Origin of the sequence: Pseudomonas sp. VA159-2, assembly GCF_024126635.1 — a bacterium.
GTDB lineage: Bacteria > Pseudomonadota > Gammaproteobacteria > Pseudomonadales > Pseudomonadaceae > Aquipseudomonas > Aquipseudomonas muyukensis.
Map to the genome: position 1 here is coordinate 254,546 of NZ_JAMYBV010000002.1, position 14,575 is coordinate 269,120.

Annotated in this window: 15 protein-coding genes; 12 read left to right on the forward strand and 3 right to left on the reverse strand. The window is 63.9% G+C overall.

Annotated elements, in window-relative coordinates; translation table 11 throughout:
* The first annotated feature begins 52 nt into the window (after window positions 1-52).
* Window positions 53-2,020, forward strand: coding sequence for a bifunctional tRNA (5-methylaminomethyl-2-thiouridine)(34)-methyltransferase MnmD/FAD-dependent 5-carboxymethylaminomethyl-2-thiouridine(34) oxidoreductase MnmC (gene mnmC, locus NJG22_RS03110; RefSeq protein WP_253092461.1), 1,968 nt, complete (start codon window positions 53-55; stop codon window positions 2,018-2,020).
* A gap of 149 nt (window positions 2,021-2,169) precedes the next feature.
* On the opposite strand, the gene NJG22_RS03115 is transcribed toward mnmC, so the two are convergent.
* Both NJG22_RS03115 and NJG22_RS03120 read right to left on the reverse strand, forming a co-directional pair.
* A complete protein-coding gene (locus NJG22_RS03115) occupies window positions 2,170-2,388 on the reverse strand; it encodes a hypothetical protein (RefSeq protein WP_253092463.1) in 219 nt (72 codons plus the stop codon).
* A gap of 155 nt (window positions 2,389-2,543) precedes the next feature.
* The gene (locus NJG22_RS03120; RefSeq protein ID WP_253092465.1) at window positions 2,544-3,431 is read right to left on the reverse strand and encodes a MerR family transcriptional regulator; all 888 of its coding nucleotides are present in this window, start codon (window positions 3,429-3,431) and stop codon (window positions 2,544-2,546) included.
* Between the two features lie 155 nt (window positions 3,432-3,586).
* On the opposite strand from NJG22_RS03120, the gene NJG22_RS03125 reads away from it, so the two are divergent.
* The 7 genes from NJG22_RS03125 (at window position 3,587) to NJG22_RS03155 (ending at window position 9,089) form a co-directional block, all read left to right on the forward strand.
* A complete protein-coding gene (locus tag NJG22_RS03125) occupies window positions 3,587-4,033 on the forward strand; it encodes a PAS domain-containing protein (protein WP_253092467.1) in 447 nt (148 codons plus the stop codon).
* A 99-nt stretch (window positions 4,034-4,132) separates the two neighbouring features.
* Window positions 4,133-4,555 (forward strand): nuclear transport factor 2 family protein, encoded by a 423-nt coding sequence (locus NJG22_RS03130; RefSeq protein WP_253092469.1) that lies wholly within the window; start codon window positions 4,133-4,135, stop codon window positions 4,553-4,555.
* Window positions 4,552-5,307, forward strand: a complete 756-nt coding sequence (locus NJG22_RS03135) for an SDR family NAD(P)-dependent oxidoreductase (RefSeq protein WP_253092471.1) — start codon at window positions 4,552-4,554, stop codon at window positions 5,305-5,307. Before NJG22_RS03130 ends, NJG22_RS03135 begins: the two co-directional genes overlap by 4 nt.
* Window positions 5,308-5,310: 3 nt before the next feature.
* Window positions 5,311-6,558, forward strand: coding sequence for an FAD-dependent oxidoreductase (locus tag NJG22_RS03140; RefSeq protein ID WP_253092473.1), 1,248 nt, complete (start codon window positions 5,311-5,313; stop codon window positions 6,556-6,558).
* Window positions 6,555-7,364, forward strand: coding sequence for a DUF1365 domain-containing protein (locus NJG22_RS03145; protein WP_253092474.1), 810 nt, complete (start codon window positions 6,555-6,557; stop codon window positions 7,362-7,364). Before NJG22_RS03140 ends, NJG22_RS03145 begins: the two co-directional genes overlap by 4 nt.
* Window positions 7,339-8,601, forward strand: coding sequence for a cyclopropane-fatty-acyl-phospholipid synthase family protein (locus NJG22_RS03150; RefSeq protein WP_253092476.1), 1,263 nt, complete (start codon window positions 7,339-7,341; stop codon window positions 8,599-8,601). Before NJG22_RS03145 ends, NJG22_RS03150 begins: the two co-directional genes overlap by 26 nt.
* Entirely contained in the window at window positions 8,601-9,089 is a 489-nt protein-coding gene (locus tag NJG22_RS03155; RefSeq protein ID WP_253092478.1) for a DUF2878 domain-containing protein, read from the forward strand. Before NJG22_RS03150 ends, NJG22_RS03155 begins: the two co-directional genes overlap by 1 nt.
* A 93-nt stretch (window positions 9,090-9,182) precedes the next feature.
* Here the strand turns inward: NJG22_RS03155 and NJG22_RS03160 are convergent, their stop codons facing one another.
* Window positions 9,183-9,719, reverse strand: coding sequence for a chalcone isomerase family protein (locus tag NJG22_RS03160; RefSeq protein ID WP_253092628.1), 537 nt, complete (start codon window positions 9,717-9,719; stop codon window positions 9,183-9,185).
* Window positions 9,720-9,868: 149 nt separating this feature from the next.
* Here NJG22_RS03160 and NJG22_RS03165 point away from each other — a divergent pair, with 149 nt between their 5' ends.
* From NJG22_RS03165 to ngg, 4 genes are all read left to right on the forward strand, one after another.
* Window positions 9,869-10,360 (forward strand): DUF1543 domain-containing protein, encoded by a 492-nt coding sequence (locus NJG22_RS03165; RefSeq protein ID WP_253092480.1) that lies wholly within the window; start codon window positions 9,869-9,871, stop codon window positions 10,358-10,360.
* Between the two features lie 242 nt (window positions 10,361-10,602).
* Complete coding sequence (locus NJG22_RS03170; protein WP_253092482.1) at window positions 10,603-10,989, forward strand: hypothetical protein; 387 nt, start codon at window positions 10,603-10,605, stop codon at window positions 10,987-10,989.
* A gap of 36 nt (window positions 10,990-11,025) precedes the next feature.
* A complete protein-coding gene (locus tag NJG22_RS03175) occupies window positions 11,026-12,813 on the forward strand; it encodes an N-acetylglutaminylglutamine amidotransferase (RefSeq protein ID WP_253092484.1) in 1,788 nt (595 codons plus the stop codon).
* A 3-nt stretch (window positions 12,814-12,816) separates the two neighbouring features.
* The gene (ngg, locus tag NJG22_RS03180) at window positions 12,817-14,562 is read left to right on the forward strand and encodes an N-acetylglutaminylglutamine synthetase (RefSeq protein ID WP_253092486.1); all 1,746 of its coding nucleotides are present in this window, start codon (window positions 12,817-12,819) and stop codon (window positions 14,560-14,562) included.
* The last annotated feature ends 13 nt before the right edge of the window (window positions 14,563-14,575 follow it).

Genomic DNA, 14,575 nt, shown 5'->3' on the forward strand with positions numbered 1-14,575 from the left:
TAAATTCCGCGGATGACATAAAATCCGCCCATTCGCTGCAACCGAGCCAACCATGTCCACCCTCCTTCAGCATGCCCAGATCGACTGGGACGACCAGGGCCGCCCCCACTCGCGGCAATACGACGATGTCTATTTCGCCATCAACGAGGGCATCGACGAGACCTTGCACGTGTTCATCGAGCAGAATCACCTGCGCCAGCGCTTCGCGCAAATGACACCGCACGACTGCCTGGTGATTGGCGAGACGGGCTTTGGCACTGGCATGAATTTTTTCTGCGCCTGGCAACTGTTCGCCGAGCTGGCCCCCGCCGGGGCACGCCTGCACTTCGTCAGTGTCGAGAAGTACCCGCTGAGCCGCGATGACCTGGCCCGGGCCATGCAACTGTGGCCGCAGTTGGCGGCCTTCACCCAGCCGCTGCTGGCGCAGTACGTGGCGATTCACCCAGGTTTCCAGCAGTTCAGCCTCGACGGCGGCCGGGTCACCCTGACCCTGATGATCGGCGATGCGCTGGAGCAGCTGCCCCAGCTCGACGCGCGCATCGACGCCTGGTTCCTCGACGGCTTCGCCCCGGCGAAGAACCCCGACATGTGGACCCCCGAGCTGTTCAGCCAACTGGCGCGGCTGTCGCGACCAGGGGCCACCCTGGGCACCTTCACCACCACCGGCTGGGTGCGCCGCGCGCTGATCGAAGCCGGCTTCAGCATGAAGAAGGTGCCAGGCCTAGGCAAGAAATGGGAAGTGATGCACGGTGCCTACCACGGCGCCGCGCCAGCACCGGCCGCGCCCTGGTATGCGCGCCCCGACCCACTGCCCGGCCCGCGCGAAGCGCTGGTGATCGGCGCGGGCCTGGCCGGCTGCGCCAGTGCCCGCAGCCTGGCCAGCCGTGGCTGGCAGGTCAGCGTGCTGGAGCGTCACGCCGGCCCTGCCCAGGAAGCCTCGGGCAACCCCCAAGGCGTGCTGTACCTCAAGCTGTCCGCCCACGGTACCGCCCTGTCGCAGATGATCCTCGCCGGCTTCGGCTACACCCGCCGCTGGCTCGAGCGCCTGCAACGCGGCCAGGACTGGGATGCCTGCGGCGTGCTGCAATTGGCGTTCGATGAAGCGGAAAGCCAACGCCAGGCCAAGCTTGCCGCTGCCTTCGACCGCAGCCTGCTGCAACCGCTCGAGCGTGAGCAGGCCCAGGCCTTGGCCGGGGTGGCGCTGGCCAGCGGCGGCCTGTTCTACCCCGAAGGGGGCTGGGTGCATCCGCCGGCCCTGTGCCAGGCCCAGCTGGCGCACCCGCGCATTCGCCTGCTCAGCCATGCCAACGTCATCGAACTGCGCAAGGCCGACGGCCTGTGGCAGGCCTGGGACGGCGAGCGCCTGCTGGCCAGCGCGCCGCTGGTGGTGCTGGCCGGGGCTGCCGAGGTTGGCCATTTCCCGGCTTGCGCGGGGTTGCCGCTCAAGCGTATCCGCGGGCAGATCACCCGCCTGCCCGCCACCCTGGCCAGCCAGGCGCTGAGCACGGTGGTGTGCGCCGAAGGCTATGTGGCGCCCCCGCGCGGCGCTGAACACACCCTGGGCGCCAGCTTCGACTTTCATAGCCAGGACACCACGCCCAGCGTCGCCGAGCACCAGGGCAACCTGGCGCTGCTGGAGGAAATTTCCAGCGACCTGGCGCAACGCCTGGGCACCGCCGGGCTCGACCCGGCGCGGCTCGAAGGCCGCGCGGCGTTTCGTTGCACCAGCCCGGACTACCTGCCCATCGTCGGGCCGCTGGCAGACCCCGAACGGTTCGCCGAGCGCTATGCCGTGCTGGGCAAGGACGCGCGCCAGGTACCGGCGTTGCAATGCCCGTGGCTGGAAGGGTTGTATGTGAACAGCGGGCATGGCTCGCGGGGGCTGATTACCGCGCCGCTGTGCGGCGAGCTGATTGCCGCGTGGGCCAGTGGCGAGCCGCTGCCGGTGCCCAGGGCGGTGGCCGAGGCATGCCACCCGAATCGCTTTGCCTTGCGCCGGTTGATTCGCGGCAAGGCCTAGGTGCCAGGTTGGTAGGTCACGCGCTACGCCGGTGTTCGCGGGCAAGGCCGGCGCCTACCGGGTCTGCGGCAGGCGCAGGCCCTGTAGCCACTGCACGAAAAAGCCTGGACACTCGGTGATGCTGCATCTCGCTCCCGGCCGGTACCTACTCAAGGCTGCTGGTAATGACCGGGCGATGTGCCGGGCTCATGGTCATGTTCAAGCCGCTGCACCTGCACATCGGTGAACGATGACGCTTCGTTCCGGTGAAGGCCCTGCAGGTAGTCGCGGGCTGCCTCGCGGCTCAAGTCTGCTTCGTCAATACGCAGCTCACACGTACCCGGTTGGTTGTCGAGGATATAGCTGATCAAGTACAGGTATTTGGCCATTTCAAGACCTCCCCTGGCATCCTGTGGAAATGGACGATTCAGTTGGGTTGAACCGGGCCTGTCTGGATCTGTTCAGCCCAGCAGACGACTGGCACCGCGCCCAGGCCAAGCCGAGACCGTGATAACCGTGCCCGTGCGCGAAGCACGCTGACAGATCAGAGGTCCAGGGCACCACAGTGCAAGGCATTCAACATGCTCGCGGCGTCAGCTCCCCCCTCGTCCAGCAGGCAAAGCGGGATGCCCTTCAACGCCGGTTGCCAATCGGCCAGCCCCTCGCCAAGCAAGGCCAGCGGGCACGCGATGTCCATTTGCAAGGTACGCAAGCGATTGACCACGGCGGGGCTTACCGGTGCCTGCGCTTTTATTACCACTGCCGAAGGCCGCATGGCTGCGCACACCAAGGGCAGTTCTTCGAGCGGTTGCCCACAGCCAAGGACTTCGATGCGTTGCTGCTCGCTGCTCAACAGCAGCCCGGCGCACAGCAGTTGGAATTCGGCTTGCCCCTCGAGGCCTGCCAATAGCACCCGCGGCGCATGGCTCTGGTTCATCTGCAGACGCATCAGCAAGCGAGCACGCAAGAAGGTATCGAGAAACAACCATTGGCTACGCTGGCCCGCCGCTGCACCTGAAGCCAACTCATACCAAGCCGGCATCAGCACTTCACGCAGCACCGAGGCCTTGGGGAACAGTGTGAACAACTGACCATGGATTCCCTCCAGCACCTGGGCATCGAATGCCTGGGACGCGCGCACCATGGCGGCACGCCATTCGTCGAAGGCCGAGCGCCCCTGCACAGGTGTTTCGGGCTGATCTGCGAGCCTGTCACCGACCTTGCTGATGGGTAGACCATTGGCGGTCCAGCGCAAGATGTCGCGTATGCGCTGGACGTCCTGCGCCGTGTACAAGCGATGACCGCCTTCGGTGCGATGCGGGCGTATCAAACCATGGCGCCGCTCCCAGGCACGCAACGTGACCGGATTGATGCCGGTCAAGCTGACCACGTCGCGCATGGGTAGCAGATCGGGTGGGGTGGTGTCTGTCATAACGAGTGGGTATCCGGGTGGTGAGGCATTCTAAACCTATATGCACCTTTATGCGGCGAGCCACCTTGGTTCATCATGCAACGAACGGCGCCGAGGCCTTCTATACAGGAAGCCAACCTGCGCATTTCGCCTGTAAACGCCTGTAGGTGGACTCTATGATCGACGCGAAACTCCTTCAATTGATGGTCGAGCACTCAAACGATGGCATCGTCGTTGCCGAGCAGGAAGGCAATGACAGCATCCTTATTTACGTCAACCCCGCCTTTGAGCGCCTGACCGGCTATTGCGCCGAAGACATCCTCTATCAGGACTGCCGCTTTCTGCAGGGCGACAATCATGACCAGGAGGGCCTCGCAAGCATCCGCGAGGCAATCCGCGAAGGCCGTCCCTGCCGCCAGGTGCTGCGCAACTATCGCAAGGACGCAAGCCTGTTCTGGAACGAGCTATCCATCACGCCCGTGCGCAACGAGGCTGACCAGCTGACGTACTACATCGGCATCCAGCGCGACGTCACCGCACAGATTGCAGCCGAGCAAAAGGTGCGCGAGCTGGAGGCCGAAGTGGCCCAGTTGCGCCGTCGGCTTGGGCAGGACGCGCACTGATAAAATCTATACAAAATTTATTTTTTGTATAGATTAACAGCTTGGCTTCAGCTATACCTGTACAGGAAAAGTTTCTGTACAGGATTGCCTGGAGCCAGCATGTCAGCATACCTACAGCAATTTGCCGAGCGCTTTGCCAGCCTCGGCAAGGCTAACCTCGGCACACTGGAAAAACTGTACAGCGACGATATTGTCTTTCGCGACCCTCTGCATCACATACAGGGCTTGCAGGCGCTGCGCGCCTATTTCGAACAGCTGTACGCTAACGCCAGCGATATCCACTATTCGTTCACCAGCGCCGACGAGGTAGCCCCCGGCCAAGGCTACCTGCGCTGGACACTGCAATTTCACCACCCACGCCTGGCCAGCGCTCGGCAGATCAGCTTGCAAGGGTGCAGCTGCTTGCATTGGCACGACCGTGTGCATTTTCATCAAGACTACTTCGATGCCGGCGCCCTTATCTATGAACACCTTCCGGTCATGGGCAGTGCGATCCGCTGGCTCAAGGGCAGGCTGGCATGAGCCGCTGCTGGTTGACCGGCGCCAGCAGCGGAATCGGTGCCGCACTCGCGCGCATCCTTCTCGAGCAAGGCCACCAGGTTGCCCTGGGCGCGCGCCAGGCTGATCGCCTTGCCTCCCTGGCCGAGCAGTTTCCCGAACAGGTATTGCTGGCCATCGGCGATGTTGACAATCCGCAGCATATCGCTGGGATAACGGCACGGATCGAGCAAGCCTGGGGAGGGCTGGACCTGGCCATTCTCAATGCCGGCACCTGCGAGTACCTGGAGCCGGGGAATTTCGATCCGGCTGCGGTCGAGCGCGTGATGCGCACAAACCTGCTGGGCGTCAGCTATTGCATGGCCTACGCGCTGCCTTTGCTTCGAACCGGCCAGCAGCCCCACTTGGTGGTGATGGGCAGCTCGGTGACCTGGCTGGCCCTGCCCCGCGCCGGCGCCTATGGCGCTTCCAAAGCCGCGGTGCGCTATCTGCTGGAATCACAGCGAATCGACCTGGCTCGCGAGGGCATAGCGGTCACCCTGGTCAGCCCTGGCTTCGTCGACACACCATTGACCCGGCGCAATGATTTCCCCATGCCGCAGCTTTGGACCGTGCAACGCGCCGCCCGACACATCGTCAAGCGCCTGCCCAGCCGGCCTTTGGAAATCAACTTCCCCGGTCTTTTCACCTTTGCACTACGCCTGCTAGGGGCGTTACCCGCGCGCCTGCGTTTGGCTCTAGGACAGCACCTGGCCCGTCATGAACAGGAAAGATGATCCATGCGTATAGCCATCATCGGCAGTGGGATCGCCGGACTCACCTGCGCCCATCTGCTGTCACGCAAACACCAAGTAACGGTTTTCGAGTCTGAGCAATGGGTCGGGGGGCACACGCACACCCTCGATGTGACCTGGCAGGGCCAGCGCCATGCCATAGACACGGGCTTCATCGTTTTCAACGACTGGACTTATCCACACTTCATTCGGTTGCTCGATCAGCTCAAGGTTACCTCGCAGCCAACCGAGATGAGCTTCTCCGTGCATGACCCTGTTACTGGCCTGGAGTACAACGGCCATGACTTGAACACACTGTTCGCGCAACGCCGCAACCTGATATCTCCAGGATTCTGGGGCATGCTTCGGGATATTTTGCGTTTCAACCGCCAAGCCCTGGGCGATCTGGACAACCAGCGTATCGATGCCAACACCACCCTGGGCGCCTACCTTCATGGGCAGCAGTATGGGCCGCGCTTCATCGACCACTATATCGTGCCGATGGGCTCGGCAATCTGGTCGATGTCCCGCGCCGACATGCTCCACTTTCCTCTTGAGTTCTTTGTACGCTTCTGTCGTAACCACGGCTTGCTGTCGGTCAACCAACGTCCGCAGTGGCGGGTGATCGAAGGCGGCTCGCGCAGCTATGTCGCGCCGCTGTGCCGACCGTTCACTGAACGCATCCGCCTCAACTGCAAGGTCCACCGGGTAAGCCGCGACCAGGGTGGCGTGACCCTCATGAGCGCGGCCGGCACCGAACGTTTCGACAATGTGGTGTTCGCCTGCCACAGCGACCAGGCTCTGGCGCTGCTGGAAACCCCCAGCATGCAGGAGCGAGCCGTGCTCGGTGCCATCGGCTACGCCAGCAACGATGTGGTGCTGCACACCGATACCCGTCTACTGCCGCGCCGCAGGCGCGCCTGGGCCAGCTGGAACTATCGCCTGGGCGACCCAGAGCACGCCCCGGCCGCACTGACTTACAACATGAACATTCTGCAAGGTATCCAGGCACAGGCCACCTTCTGCTTGAGCCTGAACCAAACCGCGCTGATAGACCCCGCGCAGATCATTGCCCGCTTCCAGTACGCCCATCCGCAGTACAGCATTGCGGCGTCCGCCGCGCAGGCGCGCCAGGCACAACTGCAGGGCCAACAGCACAGTTATTTCTGTGGGGCTTACTGGGGCAACGGCTTCCATGAGGACGGGGTGGTCAGCGCGCTGAAGGTAGCCGCGTATTTCGGAGAGCAACTGTGAACTGCAGCCTCTGTTTGGGCTGGGTCAGCCACCGCCGGCTGACGCCACGGCTCCACGCTTTCCGCTACCGGCTCGGCATGTTCTACCTGGATCTGGACGAACAGGACTGGCTGATGGGATTGTCACGCTGGCTGGGGCGCCGGCGCCTGGCGCCGCTGTGCTGGCGCGAGACCGACTACTTGCCGGCACAGACCCGCAACGGCCAAGCCCTGGCCCAGGCCGCACGCTCACTGGTCTTTCAGGCGACGGGGCGCATGCCTGAAGGCCCGGTCCGGCTGCTGACGCAACTGCGCTGCTGGGGGCTGTCATTCAACCCGGTGAGTTTCTATTTCTGTCATGACCACGAGGGGCGCCTGGCGGCGATCCTGCTGGAAGTACGAAACACCCCATGGCGTGAACGCTTCCACTACGTGCTGCCGGTGCAAGGCAACCTTGCCAAGCCGTTCAGCGCCGCCAAGGCCTTCCATGTGTCGCCGTTCATGCCACTGGACATGGACTATCGCTTTCGCTTCTACCTGGACGCGGAACATATACGCATCCACATGGAGAATCAGCACCAGGGTCGCAAGGTCTTCGAGGCCGACCTGGCATTGCGCCGTCAACCTCTGGATAGCGCCAGTCTGCACCGATACGTCGTGGCCTTCCCCTGGATGAGCCTGCGCACCCTCTGGGGTATTTACTGGCAAGCGCTGCACCTGCTGTTCAAACGCATCCCCATCCACGACCACACTGCCCGCCAGCATGACTTGGCGCTCGGCCAACCTTGCGAGGACACCCAAGATGTCGAATCACACCCTGAGCGTTAGCAAGTTCGCAGGCCTTGCCCCGTTCCTTGGCGGCCTGGCACGAAGTACCGTGCTTGCCCAGATGACCAAGCTACGCCACGGTCACCTGCGCCTGCTCTGCCATGGGCAGCAGTGGAGTTTTGGTGATGCCAACAGTCCATTGCAGGCCGAGGTGGAAATTCTCGATGACGCCACATGGAGTCTGCTCGCCGGAAATGGCTCGATTGGTGCGGGCGAAGCCTACATCCACGGCTATTGGCGAAGCCCCGATCTGGCGCTGGTGACCCGCCTGTTCGTCGCCAACCTTGAAGTACTCGACGCGCTCGAAGGTGGCTTGGCGCGTTTCGGCCGGCCTGCCCTGCAGCTGCTGCATCGGCTCAACCGCAATAGCAAGCGCGGCGCACGGCGCAACATTCTGGCGCATTACGACCTGGGCAATGCCCTCTTCGAGCGGCTGCTAGACCCTACCATGATGTATTCGGCAGCCCAGTTCGAGCACCCGGGGCAGACACTGGAACAAGCCCAGTTGCACAAGCTGGAACGTATCTGCCAGAAGCTTGAACTGTGCCCTGACGATCACCTCCTGGAAATTGGTTGCGGTTGGGGCAGCCTGGCGATCCACGCCGCCACACGATACGGCTGCAAGGTCACCACCACGACGCTCTCCGAGGCTCAGTACAGCCATACTCTGGGGCGCGTTCAGGCCCTGGGCCTGGAACCTCGCATCAGCGTGCTTCGCGAAGACTACCGCGACCTTCAGGGTCGCTTCGACAAACTGGTTTCGGTTGAGATGATCGAAGCGGTGGGACATCGTTACCTGCCGGTGTATTTCCGCCAGTGCGCCTCGCTACTCAAGCCTGAAGGCCTGATGCTGTTGCAAGCCATCACCATCCGTGACCAGCGCCATGCCCAGGCGCAGCGGTCGGTCGACTTCATTCAGCGCTACATTTTCCCAGGTGGCGACCTGCCTTCGCTGAGCGTGCTGCTCGATACCGCCAGTCGGCACACCGAAATGAATCTTGTGCACATGGAAGATTTTGGCCTGGACTATGCCCTCACCCTGCGACATTGGCGGGAAAACCTGCGTCAGGCGCGCGCCGAGCTGACCGACCTGGGCTACGACGACAGGTTCCAGCGCTTGTGGGAGTTCTACCTGTGCTACTGCCAAGGGGGCTTCGAGGAACGCGCCATCGGCGTTGCCCACCTGCTTTTGGCAGCGCCCCTGGCGCGACGCGCGCCCTGGCCTGGCCGTCCCTGATGCAAGCCGGCCGGCTGATCTTCAATGCACTCTGGTTGCAAGCCGGCTGGTGGGTCTGCGTGCTGGGCGCCGAAAGGCGCTGGTTGCTATGGCTGGTGATTCCTGGCCTGGCGGTGCACCTGCGGCTGTGCCAGGACGCTAACGCAGAGGCCTGGGCGATGGTGCGCATCACCTTGGCAGGATGCCTGCTCGATAGCGCCCTGGGAGCGCTAGGCCTGTTCGTGTTCGACGCCTGGCCGCTACCCCTGTGGCTGGCGCTGCTGTGGCTGGTGCTGGCCAGCGGCATGCGTCACAGCCTGGCATGGGCCGGCGACAACTGGCGACTGGGTTCACTGCTGGGCGCACTTGGCGGACCACTGGCCTATGTAGGCGGCGCCACGCTGGCCGGGGTCGCCTTGCCTTTGGGGGCGGCGCAAACTGGCCTGCTACTGGCGCCTGTCTGGGCCCTCGCCTTGCCCATGCTCGTGCGCCTGGCGACGTGGCGCTGAGCTGCGGCATCGCCCGGAGCAGGCAAGCGCGATCACATTCATGACGAGCCCTCAAAACCAGACATAGCGCCAGTAACATTGATTGGCGCCTGTTCAAGTTTCTCGGTCGTTACGAGCCAGCCCTAGCAGCCGCTCACGCAGTTGCGGGTCCCTGGCGCGTGGGTCTAGCCAGATGGAAAAGAACAGCCGGGCAAAGATCGGATCGGCAACTTCGCGCCTGAGCTCGCCGTCAATGTAAAAACGGCAGCCCTGCCTGGGCAGGTACACGCCCGTTATACGCATGCCAGGGCGCACGTCCACGAATGCCTCTTCAATCGCAGTGGTCCACGCCGAGCTTTGCTGTGGCGTTATGCTGCCAGCGTTGAGGCGGCGCATTTCCTCCAGGCTGGCCTGTACCAGCGTGTCCCTGGACAAAGACCGGTGGTAGAGGAGCTCGAGGGCGAAAGGCTGGTTCCAGTCAAAGGAGGGGCCCAGCGTCCATAACTGGCCTGTGTAAAGACGCAGGCCAAACCAAGTGAACTCACCGACGCCCAACCGCCGCGCCCCGGGCAGCTCGGATCGCCAGTCGGCCGCCGCCGGTAACACAGCTATCAGCAGGCAAAGGCAGGTCCAACGAATAGGCGGTGCCATACTGCCCTCGAACAAGACATGATTACTGTACAAAAAATAGCATTTTGTACAGATTTCAACCTCTAATGTATAAATCATCATGCCCAGCGACCCTTGCCAGGTGCACATCCTTGCAGGGGCCGTGGCAGTCGAAAGAGAAGGAATCACCCATGCTGTACGTAGTCATGCTCGGCGGTCGCCATCCACGGGCAAGTATCGAGGTGCACGATGTGTTGTTCGCGCAGGCCGCTTCGATCGAGCAGGCCTACCCGCAACTGCGGCAGGCCTGGTTCGGCAGCCGGCCCGGCCTGCACATCGACTCATGGATGGCAGTCAGCGGCATTGACAAATACCGTGTCGAATTCAGCAATGTCGCCCCCGGCCCGGATGACCTTCGCCTGTTCTTCATCAATTATGGGGGTTACGAGGGCGGGGTATTCGGCGAGGCTCACCGCTACAGTCTGGTGGTGGCCAGGGATAATGCCGAGGCAAAGCGATTGAGCAGACGACACCAGCAGGCAAACTGGCTCAAACCACATGTCGATGCCGTGCTGGAAGTCGATGACTGCTTGCCGGTCGACTGGGTGAATGGCCAATACGTGCACTTGATCGAAGGCGCCCATCAGGGCTTGCAACAATACAACGACTATATCCCCCTCTAAGCCGACATGCTGGGAGCTTTACACATCGGAACCACGGATGACCGAAACGACGAGCGGCGTGCCCCTGACGACATACAGCCCGTTTCGCGTTTTGCTGCTACACCGCCATGAGGCCGGGACAGGCCAGGGCACAGCGCTGGAGCGAGTTCGACAGCCGCGCGAAAACGCACCCTGTGCGCCGCATTCAGATCAGGCGCAAGCGCCAGGAGCGCACCAAAACCAAGCGCGCCTGAAAAATTCCATTGAACGATCACGCACTTCATGGGCTCGAAAAAGCCAGACCGCTCACCGAGGCACGTTCAGATTATGTGTTCGCGCCCAGTGGAACGGGTGACCGCTCGGAGATGTTCATCCGCTCTGAGACGAGTCAAAAACGCTACTGGCTGGCAGCACTGCGCAAGCTTGGGATCAGGCGCCGCAGGATGTACGACACGCGCCACACGTACGCGACCATGTGCCTGATGGCCGGCATGAACCCGGCATTCATCGCCGCGCAACTCGGGCATAGCGTGCAGGTTTTGCTTTCCACGTATGCCAAGTGGATCAGCTCGCCTAACGACTGGGCTGAGCTTGATAAGCTGAAAATGCTGGAAAGTGGTACAGAAGTGGTACGAGCTAAAAGCCAGTAACGCCAAGAGTGCCGAAACTCAAAGGGTTTACGTTACATGTGCGGATTAGCAGGAGAGTTACGTTTCACCCCCATCGACCAAGCCCCCCGCCCGGCGGACCTCGCCGCGGTGGAGCGCATCACCCACCACCTGGCGCCCCGCGGCCCCGACGCCTGGGGCTTCCATAGCCAGGGCCCGGTCGCCCTCGGCCACCGCCGGCTGAAGATCATGGACCTGTCCGACGGCTCGGCGCAGCCGATGGTCGACAACACCCTGGGCTTGTCGCTGGCCTTCAACGGCGCCATCTACAACTTCCCCGAGCTGCGCGAAGAGCTGCAGGCCCTGGGCTACAGTTTTTACTCCGACGGCGACACCGAGGTACTGCTCAAGGGCTACCACGCCTGGGGCGCGGCGCTGCTGCCCAAGCTCAACGGCATGTTCGCCCTGGCCATCTGGGAGCGCGATGCCCAGCGCCTGTTCCTGGCCCGCGACCGGCTCGGCGTCAAGCCGCTGTACCTGTCGCGCAACGGCGAGCGCCTGCGCTTCGCCTCGACCCTGCCGGCGCTGCTCAAGGGCGGCGACATCGACCCGATGATCGACCCGGTGGCGCTCAACCACTACCTCAACTTCCATGCCGTGGTGCCGGCGCCGCGTACCCTGCTGGCCAACGTGCAGAAGCTCGAGCCCGGCAGCTGGATGCGCGTCGACCGCCACGGCGAAGTCGAACGCCAGACCTGGTGGCAACTGCACTACGGCCCCGCCCCCGACGAGCGCGAGCTCGACCTGGAAGGCTGGACCAGCCGCGTGCTCGACGCCACCCGCGACGCCGTGGCGATTCGTCAGCGCGCGGCGGTGGACGTTGGCGTGCTGCTGTCCGGTGGCGTCGACTCGAGCCTGCTGGTCGGCTTGCTGCGCGAGGCTGGGGTGGACGACCTGTCGACCTTCTCCATCGGCTTCGAGGATGCCGGCGGCGAGCGCGGCGACGAATTCCAGTACTCCGACCTGATCGCCCGGCACTACGGCACCCGTCACCATCAGTTGCGCATTGCCGAGCACGAGATCATCGAGCAGTTGCCCGCCGCCTTCCGCGCCATGAGCGAGCCGATGGTCAGCCACGACTGCATCGCCTTCTACCTGCTGTCGCGGGAAGTGGCCAAGCACTGCAAGGGCGTGCAGAGCGGCCAGGGCGCCGACGAGCTGTTCGCCGGCTACCACTGGTACCCTCAGGTGGACGGTGCCGAGGATGCCTTCACGGCCTACCGCGAGGCCTTTTTCGACCGCAGCCACGCCGAGTATCGCGATACCGTGCAGGCCCCCTGGCTGTTGGAAACCGACGTGGCCGGCGACTTTGTCCGCGAGCACTTCGCCCGCCCCGGCGCCGCCGACGCGGTGGACAAGGCCCTGCGCCTGGACAGCACGGTGATGCTGGTGGACGACCCGGTCAAGCGGGTGGACAACATGACCATGGCCTGGGGCCTGGAGGCGCGCACGCCGTTCCTGGACTACCGCCTGGTGGAGCTGTCGGCACGCATCCCGGCACGCTTCAAGCTGCCCGACGGCGGCAAGCAGGTGCTCAAGCAGGCCGCGCGGCGGGTCATTCCCCACGAGGTGATCGACCGCAAGAAAGGCTACTTCCCGGTGCCCGGCCTCAAGCACCTGCAAGGCGCCACCCTGGGTTGGGTGCGCGAACTGCTGACCGATCCGAGCCAGGACCGCGGCTTGTTCAACCCGGCGATGCTCGACAAGCTGCTGAGCAACCCCCACGGCCAGCTCACCCCGCTGCGCGGCTCCAAGCTGTGGCAATTGGCCGCCCTGAATCTCTGGCTCAGCGAACAAGGAATCTGATCGATGAAACCCCATGAGATCGCTTACGGCCAGCGCTTGCTGCGTGGCCAGGCGCCGTCGTATGAGCGCCTGCAGGCACGTCTGGCCGGCGATGGCAGCGAGCCGCAGGCTCAGCCACGGGCCGTGCATTGTGGCTGGGGACGCTTGTTGATCGGGCATACCTACGCCGATCCGCTTACCCTCGCCGAAGACCTGCTGGACGAGCGGGCCGGCGAGCGCGACATCGCCTTGTACGTCGCCGCGCCACAACAGGTGCTCGCCCACGCCCCGCAGCAATTGTTTCTCGATCCCTCCGACACGCTGCGCCTGTGGTTCACCGACTATCGGCCTGCGCAACGGGTGTTTCGCGGCTTTCGCATACGCCGGGCACAAACGCCTGCCGACTGGCAGGCGATCAACACCCTGTACCAGGCGCGCGGCATGTTGCCGGTCGACCCCGAGCTGCTCACCCCTCGCCCCCTCGGTGGACCGGTGTACTGGTTGGCAGAAGACGAAGACACCCAGGCGGTCATCGGCAGCGTCATGGGCCTGGACCACAGCAAGGCCTTCGACGACCCCGAGCACGGCTGCAGCCTGTGGTGCCTGGCGGTGGACCCGCACTGCACCCGCCCCGGCGTGGGTGAAGTGCTGGTACGCCACCTGATCGAACATTTCATGAGCCGGGGCTTGGCCTACCTCGACCTGTCGGTCCTGCACGACAACCGCCAGGCCAAGCGCCTGTACAAGAAGCTGGGCTTTCGCAACCTGCCGACCTTCGCGGTCAAGCGCAAGAACGGTATCAACCAGCCACTGTTCCTCGGCCCCGGCCCCGAGGCGACCCTCAACCCCTATGCGCGAATCATCGTCGACGAGGCGCTGCGCCGGGGCATCGAGGTGCAGGTGGACGATGCTGGCGCAGGCTTGTTCACCCTCAGCCTGGGAGGCAGGCGGGTACGATGCCGCGAGTCGCTGAGCGACCTGACCAGCGCCGTGACCATGACCCTGTGCCAGGACAAACGCCTGACCCGGCAAGCCTTGCACCAGGCCGGGCTGCAGGTGCCGGCGCAACAACTGGCGGGCAACGCCGACGACAACCTGGCGTTTCTCGAGGAGCACGGCGCGGTGGTGGTCAAGCCCGTGGATGGCGAGCAAGGCCAGGGCGTGGCCGTGAACCTCACCAGCCACGAGGAAGTCAGCCACGCCGTGGAGCAGGCCCGGCGCTTCGACAGCCGCGTGCTGCTGGAGAGCTTCCATGCCGGCAGCGACCTGCGCATCGTGGTGATCGGCTACGCAGTGGTGGCGGCGGCAATCCGTCATCCGGCGCAGGTCATTGGCGACGGCAAGCACAGCATTCGCGCGTTGATCGAGGCGCAGAGCCGTCGGCGCCAGGCGGCCACCGGCGGCGAGAGCCGCATACCGCTCGATGAGGAAACCGCGCGTACGCTCAAGGCCGCCGGCCTGGGCTACGACGACATACTCCCGGCTGGGCAGCGGCTGGCTGTGCGCCGCACCGCCAACCTGCACACCGGCGGCACCCTGGAAGATGTCACCGCGCGCCTGCACCCGGTGCTGGCCGATGCCGCCGTACGCGCCGCCCGCGCCCTGGAGATTCCCGTGGTGGGCCTGGACTTCATGGTCCGCGATGCCGAGCACCCGGACTACGTGATCATCGAGGCCAACGAACGGGCCGGGCTGGCCAACCATGAACCGCAGCCGACGGCGGAACGCTTCGTCGATCTGCTGTTTCCGCATAGCCGTCCCTTGGCCTGACAGCCCCTCGGTT